The sequence below is a fragment of the Chthoniobacterales bacterium genome, from assembly GCA_039930045.1.
Taxonomy (GTDB): Bacteria; Verrucomicrobiota; Verrucomicrobiia; order Chthoniobacterales; family DASVRZ01; genus DASVRZ01.
On record JBDSQB010000016.1, the window covers coordinates 102,989 to 121,097 of the forward strand.

The window sequence follows — 18,109 nt, forward strand, 5'->3', positions numbered from 1 at the left end:
AAGGATTCAGGCCTTCACGCGCTCGATCTGGGCACCGAGGTTGTTCAGCTTCTCGTCGATGGATTCGTAGCCGCGGTCGATGTGGTAAACGCGGTTGATTTCCGTGATGCCCTCCGCCTGCAATCCTGCCAAAACCAGCGCCGCCGACGCGCGCAGATCGCTCGCCATCACCGGGGCCGCGCTGAGCCGTTCCACCCCGCGAATGACCGCCGTCGAAGCTTCCAGATGCGCCTGCGCACCCATGCGTTTCATCTCCGAAATGTGCATGAAACGCTGCGGAAAAACATTGTCCGTCACCGTGCTGAGTCCGTCCGTGGTCGCGAGCAAGGCGCACATCTGGGCCTGCATGTCGGTCGGAAAACCAGGGTAGGGTTCGGTGCAAATCTCCAGCGATTTCCCCGCGCCATTGGCTTTGACTCGAATGGAAGTCGCCTCAATTTCGAGGTGATGCCCCGCAGCAATCAGCGCGTCGGTCACGGCCACGAGATGACTCGGATCGAGCCGGGTGATGTTTACATCGTCACCCGCGATGGCGGCGGCGGCCAGAAATGTGCCCGCTTCGATGCGATCGGGGATGACATCGTGTTCGGCCCCGTGGAGTTCCTCGACGCCCTCGACGACGATTCGATGCGTGCCCGCGCCTTCGATTTTGGCTCCCATTTTAATGAGGAAATTCGCCAGATCCACGACTTCGGGTTCCTCCGCCGCGCCGTCGATGACGGTCGTTCCCTCGGCGAGCACGGCGGCCATCAGGACGTTGCCGGTGCCGAGAACGGTGGAGCCAAATTTGCCGCTCAGATTCACGGTGTTGCCGATCAGGCGGCTCGCAAAAAGTTTTACATCACCCGATTGAATCCGCACCGCCGCGCCGAGCGCCTCGAAGCCACGCAGATGCAAGTCGATTGGCCGGTCGCCGATCACGCAACCGCCCGGCAGCGAGACGGTGGCCTCCTTTTCACGTCCGAGCAGTGGCCCGAGAATGCAGACCGACGCGCGCATTTTTCGGACGATCTCGTAGGGCGCGGTCGTCTTGATTTTCTCCGCCTTGATCTGGACGGTGCCGCTGGCGCGCTCGACCTCGGCCCCGAGGCTGCTGAGGATCTGGAGGAGAAAATGCACGTCGCTCAAGTCAGGCACGCGGCGGATGATGCACGGTTCCTTCGTCAGCAGTGTCGCGGCGAGAATGGGCAGCGCGGAGTTTTTCGAGCCGCTGATGCGGACCGTGCCAGTGAGGCGGGGGCCGCCGTGAACGAGAATTTTATCCATGTGGTGCGATGAGAAATCGGGGGACGCCTTGATAGTCTTTTTCGATGCGAATGTCCCGGAAATTTGCGGCGCGCAATAAATCGGCGACCCGCTCCGATTGGTCGTGCCCGATTTCCAGGGCGATGAATCCATTGGAACTCAAATGGGCCGGAGCCTGCGCGATGAGGCGGCGAACCAGATCGAGCCCGTCCGGGCCGCCATCGAGCGCGGACACCGGATCGTGCTGCACCTCGCGGGCCAGCCTCGGAATTTCGCCCGCTGGAATGTAGGGCAGATTGGCCACGATCAGATCAAACTCGCCTGTCGCCGACCCCAGCAGGTCGCCCGATACGAATGCAACTCGACTGGAAAGCTCCAGCAGCGCGGCGTTTTCCCCAGCGAGCGCGAGTGCAGCGGGCGAGAGATCGATGGCGGTCACGTCAGCCTCGGGCCATTCGGCGGCGAGAGTGAGCGCAATGATGCCGCTCCCGGTGCCGACATCGACCACTTTCACGGGCCGCCCTCGCAGCAGCGGCAGGAGGAGTTCGATCAATCGCTCCGTCTCCGGTCGCGGCACGAGCGCACGGGAGTCGCAGCGGAATGTGCGCCCGTAAAATTCCTCCGTGCCGAGCAAATGCTGCAACGGCACCCCCTGGCTGCGGCGTTTCACGAAGTCGCGCAACGGAGCCAGCTCGTCCTCAAATAACTCGCGCTCCGAGTCCATATAGAGCTCGATGCGTTTCACCTTGAGAACATGCGCCACGAGATGCTGCGCATTCAGCCGGGCGCTTTCCACGCCATGTTTCTCGAAATAGCCCGTCGTGGACTGGAGGATTTCGAGGACAGTTTTGCGCGCAGCCATGAGAAGAGGGCAAGGCTTACCAGCGAATCCCCCCAGCGGCAAGTGGGGTTTGGTTCAAGCGGTGAGTCTGCGGTGCCAGCCTGATGTCATCTTCGAGTCGCTCTCACTTCACCTCAAACTCCGCATGGACAATCGTGATGATGTCTTTCTCCAGCGACGATGTGTCGTTGTTGCCCTCGTTGGAGGTCGCAGTTTCATTCGCCGGGTTGATGTTGATGATTCCCATGTCGGCGGTGACGAGTTTGCCGATGGAGGCATTACCGGCGGATTGCAGGATATTCTCGGCTCGCGTGCGGGCATCCTTGGCGGCGGCGGCGAGCATTTCGACCTTCAGGTCGCCCAGCTTGGTATAGAAATAATTCGGTGACTCAGAATTGACCGTCACGCCTTGTTCCAGCAGCGAGGTGATTTCCCGCGAAGCTTTTTCCACTCGCGAGACATCCGTGGAACGCACGGCGACGACCTCGCGACTGCGGAATCCCTTGGAAACTTTGGTTTCGCTGCGGACGGCTGTCGTGGTGCCGGGCAAGACTTTGTCTTCGATCACTTTTTCAAAGAGCTCCTCGGAGGAGGCTGACTGAGGGATGATTTCCTCGGCTTTGATGCCTTGGGCCGTGAGAAAAGCGACCACTTTTTCGCGTCCTTCTCGCGATGTTTTGTAAGCTGCGGCGCGATCTTCGCCTCGGCCTTCCACCGTTGCCTGCCATTGGATCAGATCGGAGACGATCCGTTTTTTGGCCGAGCCAGTGATGCGGATGTTGTGCTTTTCCGGACGGTAGCGAACTTGAAACCACCGTTGGGAAGCGATCGCTGTGCAAAGAACCAAGGCTATCGCAATGGCTAACGAGCCGATAAAGCGAAGATCGAGGGCAGTTCGGGAGGATTCGTCAGGTGTTCTCATAGAGGGGTCGATCACTGCATACTCAGGGACAACCACTTTAGCCATCGCAAACTATGGCGACCTCCCATTTTCCCGTTGGTGGCAGTGGGGGATTTGCGCTAATTTGCGGCGTGCGCAAACTGGTGTCCCTCCTTTTTATTCTCTCGGCAGGGGTGGTCCTTGGGCAGGAGTCGCGGCAGGAAAATGAGTCGGAGGGGATGAAGCGCATCCTGCATCCGACCCTGAATGCGGCGACGGATTTGCAGGACAAGGCGTTCTACGGCGGGGCGGACAAGGGATTTTCCACCAATGCGGGGAATGTGAAGACGTTTCACTGGATCGATCTTTTTCGCCTGAAGGCTTTTGCCGGCTCGAAGAAATACGGCGCGAACGATTACTGGACGGGCGACTACGAGGCGGGCGGAAAAAAGGCACGAACGCAGGGAAATTACACCATTCCCAATGCCGACACGAAGACCGAGGTAAAGACGAATCCGGTGAAGGAAGATCGCGACGCGGGCAAGACGCAGGAGACGCGGGACTACGATAAAAACCGGCCGTTTCTAGTGCCCGGAAAGTCGCAGAAGGTGCTCGACGCGCAGGAGAACTCCAAAAAAGCGCTGACGGTGGACGATGTTAGGAAGCTGCTGAACACGACGCGCTAGCTATTGCGTGGTGGTCCTCGCCTTCGGCTCGTTTTGAAAGTGGGCCAGCGCATCGCCGACCAAAAAAAGGCTGCCGCAAACGAGCAGGGGCGGAGGAGCGACGAGGGCCTGCGCGAGCGATGAGGCGATGTGAACAGGCGCAGAACTAACCTTGGCGATTTGCGTCGCCAGATCGACGGGAGCGAGGCTGCGGGGAGAGCGGGGTGCGAGACAAATCCAACTCGCGGCCAGCGGGGAGAGTGCGCTCAAGGTGGCGTCGATTTCCTTGTCGCCTAACATCCCGATGAGGATGGTCGGTTTCGCTGCCGGGCCATCCGTTTGCCAGGTTTTGACGAGCTCCCCGGCGGCGGCGGGATTGTGCGCTCCGTCGAGGTAAATGCCGGGGCGAATCTGCTGGAAACGTCCGGGCCAACGGACGTTTTTCAGACCGGTGGCGATGCTCGCAGAATCGATTGGAACTCCGATGGTTTGCAGGGCGGAAATGGCGAGCGCGGCGTTCCATTTTTGATGCTCGCCGCTGAGTGCGATGGAACTCGAATCGCAGGGATCGTCGAGGATGGTTAGCAGCGGTGTGGCGCGGCGGAAGACTTCGAGCACTTCCGGCGCTTGCGGCCCGGTGATGGCGGGGATGCCGGGCTTGATGATGCCGGCTTTTTCGGCGGCGATTTTCTGCAGCGTGTTGCCGAGCCATTGGGCGTGGTCGAGGTCGATCCGGGTGAGGACGGATACTGCGGGGGTCACGATGTTAGTCGCATCGAGGCGCCCGCCCATGCCGGTCTCGAGGAGGATGATTTCGCAGGCGTGTTTTTTGAAAAGGAGCAAGCCGAGCGCAGTGGTGATTTCAAAGAAAGTCGGATGCGTTTCCCAGTCGGCGACGATGTCGCGAATGCGGGTGAGGCCGTCGGCGATTTCGATGTTAGTCGCATCGGTGCCGTTGATTTTGATGCGCTCGTTGTAGTGGACGAGATGCGGCGAGGTGAAGAGTCCGGTCGTGCAGCCGGCGGCGCGGGCGACGGACTCGGCCATGGCGCAGACGGAGCCCTTGCCGTTGGTGCCGGCGACGTGGATGATTTTTCTAGTCGGGTTGCAGTCCAATGCGACTGCCAGCCGGTGCATGTTTTCCAGGCCCAGCTTGATGCCGAACATCTGGGTAGAATAAAGCCAGTCGAGGGATTCCCGATAATCCATGGCGACGGCGAAAAGGAGCTAGGCTGCGTGTCGCTTCGGAGTGAAGTAGGTGAGGATTTTCCCGAGGGTGCTGCGCATTTTCCGGCGGTCGCAAATGAGATCAACGAGGCCGTGCTCGACGAGAAATTCCGCCGTCTGGAAACCCGGAGGCAAATCCTGGTGCGTGGTTTCCTTGATCACGCGCGGGCCGGCAAAGCCGATCATGCATTTGGGTTCGGCAATAATCAGGTCGCCGAGCGAGGCGTAACTGGCCATGACGCCGGCGGTCGTCGGATTGGTGAGGATGGAGAGATAGGGGAGTTTCGCCTGGGCGTGGCGGGCGAGCGCGCCGCTGGTTTTGGCCATTTGCATGAGACTCAACATGCCCTCGTACATGCGCGCACCGCCCGAGGCGGAGACGACGATGACGGGGATGCCCTCGGCGGTGGCAAGCTCGATGGCGCGGGTGATTTTTTCCCCAACGACGGAGCCCATGGTGGCGGCGAGAAATGAGAAATCCATCACGGCGATGCTCACGCGGTGGCCTTCGAGCGTGCCAGTGCCGGTGATGACGGCGTCCACGAGGCCGGTGTCTTTCTGGTATTTGCGGAGGCGGTCGGCGTAAGTGGAGACGCCTTTGAAATTCAGCGGATCGACGGAGGCCATGCGGGCGTCGCGCTCCTGAAACGAGCCGGGGTCGAGCAGCAACGCGATGCGTTCACGCGCAGACTGGGTGAAATGGTGGTCGCACTTGGGGCAGACGCGGCTGTTTTCCTCGAGTTCGAGATTGTGAATGACCTCGCCGCAGCTCGGACATTTTTGCCAGAGACCTTCGGGCATATCTTTTTTCTTGGTGTTGTCGGTCTTGATTTTCGGTTTGGAAAAAATACCCATGGGAGTTGCAGTGTTATGGAGTTTCGGAAAAAATCAGCCCCTTGCCACGCAGATGGCGCGGACGCTGGCAGCCCCGCTGGCGAGCAGGACGCGGGCGCACTCGTTGAGCGTGGACCCGGTGGTCAGGACGTCATCGACGAGAACGAGGTGTTTGTTTTGCACAGCCGTATTCTGACTCACGTGAAAGGCATCGTGCAAGTTTTCCATGCGCTCGGCCCGGTCAAAGGAGGTTTGCGTCTGGGTGCGGCGGACGCGTTTCAACGTATGGAGCAAGGGAAAATGGAACTCGGCCGCGAGAATTTCGGCGAGGAGCCGGGCCTGATTGTAACCACGCTCGCGCTGGCGCGTGGCGTGGAGCGGCACGGGAATGAGCGCGTCGATGGGAGTCGCAGTCATCCGCGAGTCGTCGAGCGTGTCCGCCAGCCAGCCGGCGAGCGGGCGGCGAAGGTGCTCGCGGTGATTGTATTTGAAGTCGTGAATGAGGTTGCGGACGAGGCCCTGGGCGTGACGCGACGCGACGGCGCAGGTGAAATGCATGGGCCGATCCTGACAATTCGGACACTGAAATTCCGTGTCAATCGCGCCGTCAAACGGATGCGAGCAGCATTGGCAAAACGGCGGCTTCACCCGGCGCGTGAGGCGGGTGCATTTCGCGCATAGCCAGCCCGATTCGAGCCGACACTGGCAGCCGGCGCAGAGTGGCGGGATCAACAAATCCGCCGCCGTCTGCGTCCAGCGTTGGAGTGTGGGAAACGTCATCGCGCGGAGTTTTTGCGGAGCGTCAGCCAGACTAAAACGAAGAGCAAAAGCATCACGCCGAGTGCTCCGAAACCGATGGTCAGGTCGGTGTCGAACCACGGCATCGCGTTTCGTTTCACGTCATATTTCGCCAGTTTGGTGAAGGAAAATTTGCTCAGGATCACCCCCGAATGCAGGCCGATGGAGAACCACAAACCGCGCGTTTTCATGGCCGCGTAACCGAGCGTGCAGCCGAGGATGAAGAGCGTGCCGCAGCCGGCGAGGACGAGCTGCGGATGCGAGAAACGTTCGAAGGAAAGGGGAATCAAATGGAACCCGGAAAGCCAGGTGACGGACTTGGCGGCGATGACGGTGTCCATCGGTTTCAGGAAGTGGACGACGGCGTAGAGCGCCGAGACGAAGATCAGCGCCCACCAGCGATTCGACGAGCGGGTGACGAGCTTGGTCAGCGCGCCGCGGAAGAAATATTCCTCGATCACGGGCGCGACGATGGCGGTCAAAACCACGCTTTGGACGCGGCTCCAGGGGAGGGGACTTTTCCAGTTCCAGTAATCGAAATGGATCAGCCCAAAGACGAGCGCCGTCAGAACGAAGAACGCCAGGAGGAAGCCGATGACTAAATTTTTGAGCGGAGTTGGATCGTTTTGAGCGAAGAGCACTTTCGCGCCGGGCAAATGCAGCCAGCGGCAGATCGGCACTAGTAACACCACCGCTGCGATCAATATTGCGCGGTGAAAATACCGCTGAAAGTCGCTCTCATGGAGAATCCGCAGCCAGTGATGCTGATGCCCCAGCCAGTTGCCCGCCCAGAAAAGCCACGGGGCCAGCAGTGCGCCAAACAACACGACGGCAGCGAAGTAAACGAGGATTTTAAGGCTGTCTTTCAAGAATGAGGCGGTTTGAAGTGACCCGTTTTTAGAGTGGTCAAGACGCGTCCGCCAGTGAAAAACTGCGCGTGTGCACAACGAACACACATGGAAGGAACGGACCGCTGACGGCGACAAACGCGAGGTGCGCGCGGTGAAATTTGGCGGCAACTGGCGCATCCAGGCCAAGCTCCGCAACGATCCGCAGTGGACCTATTTCGACACGCCGCTGATGGACGATTTGCTGGAGTTGCGCGAGGTGCTTTTTCGGAAATATCAGCGTCGGCGCGCGGCGGTCGAGGACGTGCTTTTGATTAACAGCCTCATCGTCAAACGCGGCGGCGAGTCGAAATATGCCGACTCCGAGTGAAGTCATTGCGCTGGACAAGGCGCACGGCTGGCACCCGTTTACTCCGATGGCGCAGTGGTGCGATCCGGCGCATGAGCCGCTGGTCATCGTTAGTGGCGACGGGCCCTATTTATTCGACTCGAATGGAAATCGTTACCTCGATGGAAATTCCTCGATCTGGACGAATATCCACGGGCATCGGCATCCGAAAATCAACGCGGCCATCGCGGCCCAGCTTGAGAAAATTGCGCACGTTTCGTTTCTCGGTTTCACCCATCCACTGGCGGCGGAACTCGGCGCTCGGCTCTGCGGTTTCTTTCCAGATAACACTCTAACTCGCTGCTTTTTTTCCGACGACGGCTCCACTGCGATGGAAGTCGCCTTGAAAATGTCGGCGCAGTTTTGGGAAATGACCGGCCAGCCGCAGCGGACGCGGTTTGTGAGTTTTCGGTCGGCGTATCACGGCGACACGCGCGGCGCAGCGAGCTTGGGAGACATCCCGCTTTTTCGCGGAGGACTCGGGGCGCAGGATTTTCCAGCGGCGCGGGTTTCCAGTCTGGAGGAGCTGTCCCGCATCGAGGCGAATGACGTCGCAGGCATCGTCATCGAACCCATCATTCAAGGCGTCGCCGGCATGAAACCGTGGCCGGTGGGAATGCTGGCGGAACTGCGCAAATGGACAGAATCGAATGGAACTCACCTCATTTTGGACGAGGTGATGACGGGCTTTGGGCGCACCGGGAAAATGTTTGCCTGCCAGCACGAGGACGTGATTCCCGACTTTCTCTGCCTCGCCAAAGGACTCACCGGCGGCTACCTCCCGATGGCTGCGACGCTGACCAATGAGACGATTTTTCGCGCTTTCCAAGGCGATGTCAGCCGGACGTTTTTCTACGGCCACAGCTACACCGCAAACCCGCTGGGTTGCGCCGCCGCGATGGCGAGTCTGGATGTTTTCGAAGAGGAAAAAACGCTGGAAAACTTGCAGCCAAAGATCGCTTTCCTCGGAGAAAAACTGGCCGAGTTAGGGCGTAATCACGCGGTCAGCTTTCGCCAATGCGGCTTCGTCGCCGGGATCGACGTCCCGCCCGGAACCGGCGCGAAAGTCTGCCTCGCCTCCCGCGCTCATGGATTGCTCACGCGCCCGATTCGCGACACCGTCGTCCTCATGCTGCCGCTCTGCGTCTCGCTCGCGCAGATTGCAGAATCCGTCGCTGCGCTCGATAGTGCCCTCCATGAAGCCGAATCTCGTTAAATGCCCCATTTGCGGGAAGGAAAATGAGTTTTTCTCCGAGCCGACCGGGCCGTTTTGCTCGGCACGTTGCAAGAATGTCGATCTCTACGGCTGGCTCAAGGAGGAATATGTCATTAGCGAGCCGCTGCGCCCCGATCATCTCGCCGAATACGAGGAATTGTCGGGCGAGGATCTCGACCGGCCTTAAAAAGACTTGCGGATTGGAAAGTTAGCCATACGATGTATGGCAATGAAAATGACCATGCATATCGACGACGACTTGTTAAGAAGCGTGATGGCGGAATATGGCTGCGACTCCAAGACGGAAGCCGTGGAGATGGCTTTGCGCGAAGCAGACCGGCGAGCCAAATTGAAAAAATTTGCCACCGCTGGCCTCGGCTTCACCGCCGACGAATTGCGCGATGCCGTGGAGCCCGATTACGATGTCATGAGCCTGCGCGTAGCCGAGGCGCCTGCCCGATATGGAAAATCTGGAAGCTCCGACGCTCGTTGATTCTAATGTGTTCATTGGCCTCATGCGCAAAGGGCTCGACCCGGCGGAGACGCTGACGCAGACCGTGTCGCTGACCGATCTGGCGACGTGCGGCATGGTGCGCCTGGAGGTGCTGCGCGGGGTGAAAAATCCCCGTGTGCGCGACAAGCTCTCCAGCTTTTTCGATGTGCTGCAAAATGTCCCCACCGACAACCGGCTCTGGGAAGAGGCGGCCAGTCTCGCCTGGAAACTCGACCGCGTGGGGCGTGTGCTGCCCGCGCAGGATATTCTCATTGCCGCGTCCGCCATGCGGGTGGGTGCGGTGGTGCTGACGGCGGATGCTCATTTCCAAAACATCCCCGGTTTGCGTGTGAATAAATGGGTGGACTAATCCACCAGTGCGGCGAGCCGTTTTGAGGTTTCGCCTCGAACTGGCAGGCCGTGGGCGAAGCAGATCGTGCTCACATCGAGCGTTGTTAGCAGTTGCAGACTGCGCCGCATTTGCTTGGCGTCGGTGGCGTATTTGTCGGGCAGGGGAGCGAAGGAGAACGAGTCGAGATTGATCACGATGTCGCCGAGGATGAGCAGTTTCTTTTGAGGGAAATAGAACCCGACTTCCCCCGCTCCCGCTCCGGGAAGTGTTAGGACTTCCAATCCATTCAGGCCGTCGGGAAATGGCTCAGTCCCGATGGAAATTTCCGCCGCCGCCTCAGGATGCGCGAAGACGGGAACGCCGTAGCGGTCGCGATAAAACGCAGAGTCGCGCTCGTGGTTTCCATTGGTTAGAAGAATCGCTGACACCTTCGCCGGCAACTCCTCCAATTGACTCAAACCCGAATGTGTTAGTCGAATCGGATCGACCAAATAAAGCATTCCGCCGCAGCCCACCGCGTGGCTGGTGATCTCGACTTTGGCTTGCGCCGAATAGGCCTGCCAGAGATGGACGCCGGGCTGGACTTCCTGAATTTCCTCGGCGGCAGCCATAAGCAAACCGCGAGGTTAGTATTTAACTCCGCAGCCGTAGGGCTTCGACGTACTAACAGTGACCGGATTGCCCGCCATGGCGGCGTCGAGTGTTGACTTCACATAGTTCTCCGCAGTCGCGATGTCGGCGGGATCGGCGGACGGTTTGTTATCAATGCCGCCCTGGTAAATGAGGTTGCCCTCGGGGTTAATGATGAAGATGTGCGGAGTCGTTTTCGCACCGTAGAGATGGCCAACTTTGCCATCGTGATCTAACAATAGCGCCGTGGGGGAGGTCTTCTTCTCAGCGGCGATTTTGTTATACTCCTCGGGAGAATAGTTACCCTGCTTGCCAGTGGCGGAGGAGTTGATGGAAAGCCAGACGACGCCTTTGTTAACATAGGTCTTTTGCAGCGTCTGCATGTTGGAGCTGTCGTAGTGTTTCCTAACAAATGGGCAATCCGGGTTATACCATTCGAGGACCACAAACTTGCCTTTGAAATCAGTCAGCGAATGCGTCTTTCCCTGCGTGTCGGTGAGGGTGAAATTTTCCGCGGGTTTGCCGACTTCCACTGCCGCAAACACAGGCGAAAGAAGTCCGATGAGAAGGAGGGCGAGGAGTTTCATGTTAGCCTGAGACAGAAGGAAGATAGATTGCGTTCAAAGTCGTCCCAAGGCATCAAGCACCGTCTGCGGCGTGAGCAATTCTGGAAGCACCACCGCCGGCCGCGAACGGTCCGCTGGATAGATCAGGTAGAGTGGCACTCCGGCGCGTCCATATTGCTTCAGCACGCGGGTAATTTCCGGGTCGCCGTTGGTCCAGTCGCCTTCGAGAAAGAGGACGTTTTTCTCTCGAAACACCTGCTGCACGGCGGCGGAATCGATGGCGACGCGCTTGTTGACCTTGCAGGAAAGACACCAGTCGGCGGTGAAATCGACGAAGACAATCCGTTCGCCAGCCAGAGCGCGATCCAACTCGGCTGCAAAACTTTTCTGCCCGACTGGCGTTTCTTTCACCGGACGAAACCAGCCCAGCGTCACCGCGATGCCGCCGAGGACGACTAACAGTGCGATCACGCCAAATCTGCGGCTTCCCGGCGACGCGACCGGCGTGAGAAACGCCCCATAAATCCACGCGCCCAATCCGCAGAGCAGGAGCAGCGCGCCGAGGAAAACGATGGCGTCGATGCCGAGTTGACGCCCCACGATCCAGACAAACCAAAGCAGCGTCGCGAGCAGGAGAAACCCCATGAATTCCTTCAGCCGCACCATCCAGAGACCCGGCTTTGGCAGAAATCGCATCCAGCCCGGATTCGCGCAGAGCAGCAGATAGGGCGCGCTCATTCCGAGGGCGATGGCGGCGAACACCGAGAGCAGCGCCGGCGCGGGCTGGGTGAGCGCAAAAGCCAGCGTCGTCCCCAGATACGGCGCCGTGCAGGGCGTCCCGAGGATCGTCGCAAAGACGCCCTGGAAAAACGCCCCGCCGTAGCCGTCGCCCGTGTCGTCCAGTTTCGTCGTGGCGCTGCCGGGCAGGGTGATCTCGTAAACGCCGAGCAGATTCAGAGCGAAGAGGAAAATGAGCACGGCGATCCCGATGTTAAACCATGGGTTTTGAAACTGCTGCGCCCACGAGATTTCCCGTCCGGTCGAACGCAAAATCAGCAGTACCACGCCGATGCCGAGAAACCACGCAAACATGCCGCCAGCAAAGGCGAGCCCGAGCCGAAACACGCGCTGCCGCGACTCGCCCGCTTGTTTGACGAATGAAAACATCTTCAGCGAAATCACCGGCAGCACGCAGGGCATGAGGTTCAGGATCAGCCCGCCGATGAAGCCGAAAAGCAGCGCCGGGAGCAGGGTGAGGCTGGAGGTCGAAGCTGGTGTGGCTTGAGTGGCGCTAGGGGTTTTCTCGCCGACCATTTCGATGAAACTCCCATCCGCAGTTTGCAGGACGCCCGGAATTTTCTTGGCGGGCTCGCTGCCGTCGAGCAGGGGAATGGTGACCGTCAATCCATTGCCGGTTTGCTGCAAAGTCGGATGTCCCACGAGCACGCCATCCGGTGGATTGGGAAAATAATTCGTTTCCGAGCCGTCACCGATGGGCCCGGCGATAAAGAACTCCAGCGCCTTCCCAGTGCTCTTCCATTCCACTTTTAGACTGGGCGCACGCTCCGGGATGCGCTTTTCATACCGCTCAAACTCCGCTCTGTTTTCCTGATTCCCCGGGATGGTTAGTTGCAGTTCCGCCTTGCCCGGCACGCAGAGTTTCTCGCAGACCAGCCAAGACGCCTTCGCCCCAATTTCCACGGGAGTTCCATTCCAATCCTTCGGCGGTGTCACCGTCGCAAAGAGCAGCACCTCGCCCGAGTAAACATACACCTGCAAGCCGCCGTCCTCGTTGTCCACCGTGGGCGCGGGCCATTGCAACTCCCCCGCGACAAACCCCGGCGGGAGCGTCCATTCGATCTTCGTCGGCAAGCCCGAATCGCCCGGATACCGCCAATACGTGTGCCAGCCCTCCGCCATTTTCAGGAGCACGCCCACACGAAATGGCTTTCCCGCCTGCACCTGCGTCGTGTCGGCAATGAGACGCGGCTCTACGAGCGTCTTCCCCTGATAATTCTGCGCCTGCGCCGGCCAGAGCGTTGCCATCCACAGGAGACAGAGAAAAAAGCCGGACCGGAAAAAATTCACCGCACTACCTACCATTCCCCCGCGCCCCGCGCAAAACCGCCCCGCCCGGCACTTGTCCTCAAGTGCCACCTACCCCTCGCGCAACTTCCCGCCCGTCACATAATACATCGCCTGACGCTGCAACTCGTGACCCGTCCGCAGCCCCAGCTTGTCCTTGATCTTGCCGCGATAGCTTTCCACCGTCTTCACACTCACCCGCAACTCCGCCGCCACCGTCTTCGTCGCCGCGCCGCCGCCGATCAGTCGAAAAATTTCCAGCTCCCGTCGCGTCAACGACTCCACCCCATTCGACCGCAACTCCACCCCGCCCGACGCCAGATTTTCCAGCAGCAAACTCTCCACTTGCGGACCCACCATGCGCCGCCCCTCCGCCGCCTCCAGCATCGCCCCGAGCAGCGCCGACACCGGGTCCAGCCGCGTCACATACCCCAGCGCCCCCGCCTGCAACGCCCGTTGCACCGTTGTCGCATCCGCCTGCCCGGTAAACACCACCACCCGCGTCGCAGCCGACCACTGGGGCAAGTCCTGGATCAGCGTAAACCCATCCGCCAGCACCGCATCGAGCACCAGCAAACCCGGCTGCCATTTCGCGCAAAGATCGCGGGCCGACCGGGCGCACGCCGCCTCCGCGCACACCTCCAATCGGTCATGCGCCTCCAGTAAATGACGCACCCCCAGCCGGGCCATCGGCTCGGCATCCGCCACCACCACTTGGATTTTTTTGGACTTAGGCATACATCCCCTTTCAAAAACAGCAATTCGCTGATCCGTTCCTAATCCAATCGATGAGAAAACGGCAACGTAAATAATCAGCTTTTTTCTTAATCCCGAGAAACCCCGCTTCCGGCAAGCCTGAAAGGAACTTCAGCCAAGCCCCGATTACAGGTCTCTGCGATTTCTGTTTTCATCCATCCATGCCCCCACCTCGGATCAACATCGCCTCCGCAATGCGCTCCGGCTGGACCATTTTTCCGCACGGTGAAATCGTCCTACCGCACGGCGGAGCTTTTTCAGCGGAGTTGGGGACGATTCTACCGCACGGCTGGAGAGTTTCACTGCACGGTCAGACCATTCCACCGTGCGGAAGAACCGCCCTGCCGCACGGTCGGCCCCTTTCACCGCACGGCAGAATCTCCCAACCGTGCGGCAGAATGATTCCACCGTGCCGGAAAATCATTTCACCGCGCCGAAAAACCGCTCTACCGCAGTAAAACACCCTCCAACGCCTCCCAAACACCCGCAAACCAACTCCAACACCCGTTCCTCATGGCCAAATCCGACTACATCTCCTCCAACGACGAGGCATTTTCTGCCCAGTTGCTCACCTTTAAGACCAACATTCCCGCCTACGCCACCACCCTGGGAGTAACCCCAGCCGTGGTGACCAGCCAAGCGGCGGACTCCGATTATTTCGCCTACGTCCTCACGGGTCAGGGCCTTATGCGCAATGGCTCCCAGCAGTGGACCTCCTGGAAGACCATCGCCCGCAACGGCGGCACCCCGCCACCCACCGGAGCGCCCATGCCGCCCGCCTTTCCAGCCAGCGTCACCGCCACCGCGCCGGGGATCGAAGTCCGCTTTCGCGCCTTGGTGAAGTCGATCAAGGCGCACGCCAACTACAACATCTCCATCGGCGAGGCCCTCGGCATCGAAGGCACCCAGGAAACCGCGCCCGACCTCACCACCATTCAGCCCGACATCGAAGCCAGCGTGAGCGGCAACCGCGTCAATATCGATTGGGGCTGGGGCGGCAAAGGAGCATTTCTCGACCAATGCGAGTTGCAGGTGGATCGCAGCGACAGCAAAGGCTTTGTCTTCCTCTCCATCGACACCACCCCCGGCTACACCGACAGCACCCCATTCCCAGCCACCCCAACAAAGTGGACCTACCGCGCCATCTACCGAGTGAACGACCAACAAGTCGGCCTCTGGAGCAAGCCGGTGAGTGTGTCGGTGGGGTAACTTCCACCCTAAGTCCACTAGACATGACAAAAAAGATCATACAAAAGCCGTGTTTGTTACTGTGCATTTTGATTGTAATCAATGTATTGGGATGCTCCAACTATTCCTCATATCGTATAATCAGCAAAGACCCGCCTCCGTCTCATGATCCATATCCTGTGCTGAAAAAAAATCCTGTAATTTCTGAGGAATCTTTTAACGTTTATGAGTCGGAAAAGGAAAGCGAATTGTATTATTATGTGCCCCTTCAACTAGAGCCGTTCAAAGGACAGAATACGGAGGTAATGGGAAATGCCCTCTTTAATAAAAATAACAACCATTGGATTTTTTCTATTCCGGTTGGTCCTGCGGCAGGTAGCTACAACTCCGCTTTAGAAAAGCTAAAAGCTATTCACCCCAAAGCAAGTTTAGGATTCTATCCAGTTGCAAACTACAGTATAGCACCGATAACAGACCCTGGGGACCCAAGTATAATATCTAGCACAATTGTAGCTAGCAGCGGAGATCCTATCCTAGCCTTGCTTGTTATACAAACGAAAGGTCGGGAAGCTGGGGAAAGTATAAGAGATCTTCTTGGTTTGCCTTCAGGATTTCTTGCTCAAGCTGTCTTTACCATTCTTGCCAAGGATGGTAACTCTACTCAAGAAATAAGGATACAAGCGAGCATTAGAATCGGCAGTATAAACTTAAGCTCCACCACTCACTAAAACCCCAACAACTAACAACTAACAACTAACAAATTATGATACTACTATACGATATTGCAAAATCTGGCCCATATGCGACGATTTACAGAGACTCTAATGATGCGAATTTATTTTATTTTTCACCAGAATTTGCTGAGGTCAGAATATTGCCTAGTCACCGATTAGCATTTGGCGCTAGAATGTTTCATAAGAATCCAAATATACCCGATGACGGATTTTCGCTTTACAACTTTGGAGTAAAAGCTGTCGTGCCGAGTTCCATTCTTACTAACACTCTTGATGAATTGAAACAACAATATGGTCCCAATGTAAGTCTAGTTGCAATCCCGTCACAAAATCCTACTCTCAGTCCATTAACACAGGGCATTTACACAAATATCAACTGCCAAGCTAATGGAGGTAATATTCATACTGATCTTGCGTGTTCTTTTCGAGTGCCGGAAGATCTGGAACCCGATATGTCGAAGTTCTTCAAATCTGCGTTGGGTTGGGCTGGTGCCATCGATTATAAGGTGCGCACTAAGAAGACATCTTTTGAATGGAAGATTACCGCCAACTGGCATCGGGTTCAGACTCATTTCAAAGCTCAAACCAGCGTGTCTCATTGGTTTGTAAAAACAAACTTGTCCTACGAAACTAGAACGCTTATCGAAAATGACACAATTAAGGTCGAAATAAGTGGGGGTACGCCAAGTGATAAAGAAAAAATTTACACTATGGCAGAAAAAGTGGCCGCGAGACTATTCGTGCAAAGTCTCGAAGAAACGCCTTTACCTGCACACCCCTCAGGGGCCGTTGTCTGTCTGAGCATTAACTATAGCAAAATAGAAGAAGACAAGACTAGCATTAGCATGGGAAGCGAAAGCGATTTCGAAGACCGTGAAATGAGTATCGCTGTGTATGTACAAAATATACCAGCAGACTATTTTTCAGGGTTCGATAAGAAAATTGCAGCCGCTGCAGAGGCGTTCGCGCCAAGTTATCCTCCTGGCTTTGAACTTGGATTTGTGTGAAATATGGAACAGCCCATTTTTAATATTTCCGAGCAGATCGGGCAGAATACGCTACATCCAGATTTTCTTGATTCTAAATTGTGGCACATTGAGCCGCTTCCAAAATGGAGCGTTCTTGATTCCCAAGTTGGTGTGCAACTTGCCATTTTCAGGTCCTTTGTATCTTTCGAAGTTACACAACAAGAAATGGACTCCTTTTCTCAAGCAAAACCAGGATGCCGCTTTTCGTTGATTTCGCCGCTTATAGTCAACGGTCAGCCAATTTCGAATGTTACTACACATTCACCACATTCTATAACAGTCAGAACCCTTCCGAATTTACCTTTACCGAAGTATGCGTTTGAGGCTCTGTTGCGAGTTAATGAGGCCGACTACCCAAGTTTAGAAGCAGCAATCCGAAACGCTTATAATAATAAAACACTATTTCGTGGACCTGTTAATTTTGTGTTGAGCGGAAAGGAACTAGTTTCTTCTGCTGACATTCAGTTGGATTTGCGCAAGGCTGCACTGGACGTTTCTAACAGCCTGCATGGAATTCCTGCACCGTACACTAATTCATTCGAAGCGATCGTTGGCTGGGTTGACCTTAATCTTCCAAATATTGTCAGGCCGATAACAAATATTCCGCTTCCTGCAACGTACAGACATGTCATTGCAACTGAGTTGGCCAAAAGCGTTTTGTTTGAGACTGGGGAATTGGAAGTGTTCGACAATGGGATCAAAACAATGGGGTATGGCGTTCGCCAACCTGTGGAACTTGCCCCCGAAATGAAGATGCACCTTGTAAGGTCGCAATCTCTCACTTTGAACCAGCGAATTTTTTAGGATGAATTGGGCAGTCGAAGATGTGGAGTTGCTCGAAGTCGGTGAGGACGGCTAACGGCGTGCCAGCATTCCACCCGTAACGGAGAGTCTGGAAAGCGGCGTCGGCGTCGGTGCGAAGCTGGATGTGGGGCTTCTTGGCCTCGTAGAAAAAACGGGCATCGCGAAAGTTGGGCGCGACGTGGAAGGCGTAATCAGCGCGACGATTGGCCCCGGCGATTTTCTGCGGGTCCTCGACTTTCACTTCCTGAGCGTAGGGGTTCTTTTGGAGCTGATGGGTTACGTCCCAACCGAGCGCCTGCCAGAGTTTGTCGATGAAGCTGATGCGGGCCTGAGCTTCGGAGTAGCTGGGGGAAAGATAGTGGACTTCGTTCGCGGAGAAGTCGGCGATGAGCTGGCAGACGGCGGCGTGAGCGGAATCGAGGTCGTGGCAGAGCATGATCGGGCTGCATTATGCCTGCGACATCTGCAACGGCGAGAAATTTACTCGGCGGTGATAGTTTAATCGCATGAAAAAAGGCGCGCCCGGTGTGG

Annotated in this window: 22 protein-coding genes; 10 read left to right on the forward strand and 12 right to left on the reverse strand. The window is 57.2% G+C overall.

The window, feature by feature from the left end; translation table 11 throughout:
- Positions 1-6 precede the first annotated feature (6 nt).
- The 3 genes from murA to ABIT76_11960 form a co-directional block, all read right to left on the reverse strand.
- The gene (gene murA, locus ABIT76_11950) at positions 7-1,266 is read right to left on the reverse strand and encodes a UDP-N-acetylglucosamine 1-carboxyvinyltransferase (GenBank protein ID MEO7933860.1); all 1,260 of its coding nucleotides are present in this window, start codon (positions 1,264-1,266) and stop codon (positions 7-9) included.
- Entirely contained in the window at positions 1,259-2,107 is an 849-nt protein-coding gene (gene prmC, locus ABIT76_11955; GenBank protein MEO7933861.1) for a peptide chain release factor N(5)-glutamine methyltransferase, read from the reverse strand. Before prmC ends, murA begins: the two co-directional genes overlap by 8 nt.
- Before the next feature lie 103 nt (positions 2,108-2,210).
- Complete coding sequence (locus tag ABIT76_11960; protein ID MEO7933862.1) at positions 2,211-3,008, reverse strand: SIMPL domain-containing protein; 798 nt, start codon at positions 3,006-3,008, stop codon at positions 2,211-2,213.
- 53 nt (positions 3,009-3,061) lie between these two features.
- On the opposite strand from ABIT76_11960, the gene ABIT76_11965 reads away from it, so the two are divergent.
- A complete protein-coding gene (locus ABIT76_11965) occupies positions 3,062-3,652 on the forward strand; it encodes a hypothetical protein (GenBank protein MEO7933863.1) in 591 nt (196 codons plus the stop codon).
- On the opposite strand, the gene ABIT76_11970 is transcribed toward ABIT76_11965, so the two are convergent.
- The 4 genes from ABIT76_11970 to ABIT76_11985 are packed head-to-tail and all read right to left on the reverse strand — an operon-like array spanning position 3,653 to position 7,359.
- A complete protein-coding gene (locus tag ABIT76_11970) occupies positions 3,653-4,840 on the reverse strand; it encodes a folylpolyglutamate synthase/dihydrofolate synthase family protein (protein MEO7933864.1) in 1,188 nt (395 codons plus the stop codon).
- Between the two features lie 18 nt (positions 4,841-4,858).
- A complete protein-coding gene (gene accD, locus ABIT76_11975; protein ID MEO7933865.1) occupies positions 4,859-5,713 on the reverse strand; it encodes an acetyl-CoA carboxylase, carboxyltransferase subunit beta in 855 nt (284 codons plus the stop codon).
- Positions 5,714-5,746: 33 nt separating this feature from the next.
- A complete protein-coding gene (locus ABIT76_11980; GenBank protein ID MEO7933866.1) occupies positions 5,747-6,472 on the reverse strand; it encodes a ComF family protein in 726 nt (241 codons plus the stop codon).
- Positions 6,469-7,359: a CPBP family intramembrane glutamic endopeptidase gene (locus tag ABIT76_11985; GenBank protein ID MEO7933867.1), complete on the reverse strand. Its 891-nt coding sequence runs from the start codon at positions 7,357-7,359 to the stop codon at positions 6,469-6,471. The genes ABIT76_11980 and ABIT76_11985 overlap by 4 nt, the downstream gene beginning before the upstream one ends.
- Before the next feature lie 70 nt (positions 7,360-7,429).
- Between ABIT76_11985 and ABIT76_11990 the strand changes: the two genes are divergently transcribed.
- From ABIT76_11990 to ABIT76_12010, 5 genes are read left to right on the forward strand one after another with little or no spacing between them, the layout of a single operon-like run.
- Positions 7,430-7,708, forward strand: a complete 279-nt coding sequence (locus ABIT76_11990; protein MEO7933868.1) for a hypothetical protein — start codon at positions 7,430-7,432, stop codon at positions 7,706-7,708.
- Positions 7,692-8,942, forward strand: coding sequence for an adenosylmethionine--8-amino-7-oxononanoate transaminase (gene bioA / locus ABIT76_11995; protein ID MEO7933869.1), 1,251 nt, complete (start codon positions 7,692-7,694; stop codon positions 8,940-8,942). Before ABIT76_11990 ends, bioA begins: the two co-directional genes overlap by 17 nt.
- Positions 8,923-9,129 carry a DNA gyrase inhibitor YacG gene (gene yacG / locus ABIT76_12000; GenBank protein MEO7933870.1) on the forward strand — a complete coding sequence of 69 codons (207 nt, stop codon included), beginning with the start codon at positions 8,923-8,925 and terminating at the stop codon, positions 9,127-9,129. Before bioA ends, yacG begins: the two co-directional genes overlap by 20 nt.
- A 36-nt stretch (positions 9,130-9,165) precedes the next feature.
- The gene (locus ABIT76_12005) at positions 9,166-9,435 is read left to right on the forward strand and encodes a type II toxin-antitoxin system VapB family antitoxin (GenBank protein ID MEO7933871.1); all 270 of its coding nucleotides are present in this window, start codon (positions 9,166-9,168) and stop codon (positions 9,433-9,435) included.
- A 22-nt stretch (positions 9,436-9,457) separates the two neighbouring features.
- Positions 9,458-9,805 (forward strand): PIN domain-containing protein, encoded by a 348-nt coding sequence (locus ABIT76_12010; GenBank protein ID MEO7933872.1) that lies wholly within the window; start codon positions 9,458-9,460, stop codon positions 9,803-9,805.
- On the opposite strand, the gene ABIT76_12015 is transcribed toward ABIT76_12010, so the two are convergent.
- From ABIT76_12015 to ABIT76_12030, 4 genes are all read right to left on the reverse strand, one after another.
- Complete coding sequence (locus tag ABIT76_12015; GenBank protein MEO7933873.1) at positions 9,802-10,398, reverse strand: MBL fold metallo-hydrolase; 597 nt, start codon at positions 10,396-10,398, stop codon at positions 9,802-9,804. The two genes, ABIT76_12010 and ABIT76_12015, sit on opposite strands and share 4 nt — an antisense overlap.
- Positions 10,399-10,413: 15 nt before the next feature.
- Entirely contained in the window at positions 10,414-11,004 is a 591-nt protein-coding gene (locus ABIT76_12020; GenBank protein MEO7933874.1) for a thioredoxin family protein, read from the reverse strand.
- A gap of 33 nt (positions 11,005-11,037) precedes the next feature.
- Complete coding sequence (locus ABIT76_12025; GenBank protein ID MEO7933875.1) at positions 11,038-13,029, reverse strand: protein-disulfide reductase DsbD domain-containing protein; 1,992 nt, start codon at positions 13,027-13,029, stop codon at positions 11,038-11,040.
- Positions 13,030-13,140: 111 nt separating this feature from the next.
- Positions 13,141-13,806 (reverse strand): response regulator transcription factor, encoded by a 666-nt coding sequence (locus ABIT76_12030; protein ID MEO7933876.1) that lies wholly within the window; start codon positions 13,804-13,806, stop codon positions 13,141-13,143.
- A gap of 531 nt (positions 13,807-14,337) precedes the next feature.
- Between ABIT76_12030 and ABIT76_12035 the strand changes: the two genes are divergently transcribed.
- The 4 genes from ABIT76_12035 (at position 14,338) to ABIT76_12050 (ending at position 17,578) form a co-directional block, all read left to right on the forward strand.
- A complete protein-coding gene (locus ABIT76_12035) occupies positions 14,338-15,033 on the forward strand; it encodes a hypothetical protein (protein MEO7933877.1) in 696 nt (231 codons plus the stop codon).
- 158 nt (positions 15,034-15,191) lie between these two features.
- Positions 15,192-15,740, forward strand: coding sequence for a hypothetical protein (locus ABIT76_12040; GenBank protein MEO7933878.1), 549 nt, complete (start codon positions 15,192-15,194; stop codon positions 15,738-15,740).
- A 35-nt stretch (positions 15,741-15,775) separates the two neighbouring features.
- Positions 15,776-16,753 (forward strand): hypothetical protein, encoded by a 978-nt coding sequence (locus tag ABIT76_12045; protein ID MEO7933879.1) that lies wholly within the window; start codon positions 15,776-15,778, stop codon positions 16,751-16,753.
- A 3-nt stretch (positions 16,754-16,756) separates the two neighbouring features.
- Positions 16,757-17,578, forward strand: coding sequence for a hypothetical protein (locus ABIT76_12050; GenBank protein MEO7933880.1), 822 nt, complete (start codon positions 16,757-16,759; stop codon positions 17,576-17,578).
- Here the strand turns inward: ABIT76_12050 and ABIT76_12055 are convergent.
- Positions 17,553-18,014 (reverse strand): hypothetical protein, encoded by a 462-nt coding sequence (locus ABIT76_12055; GenBank protein ID MEO7933881.1) that lies wholly within the window; start codon positions 18,012-18,014, stop codon positions 17,553-17,555. The genes ABIT76_12050 and ABIT76_12055 overlap by 26 nt on opposite strands.
- Positions 18,015-18,109 lie beyond the last annotated feature (95 nt).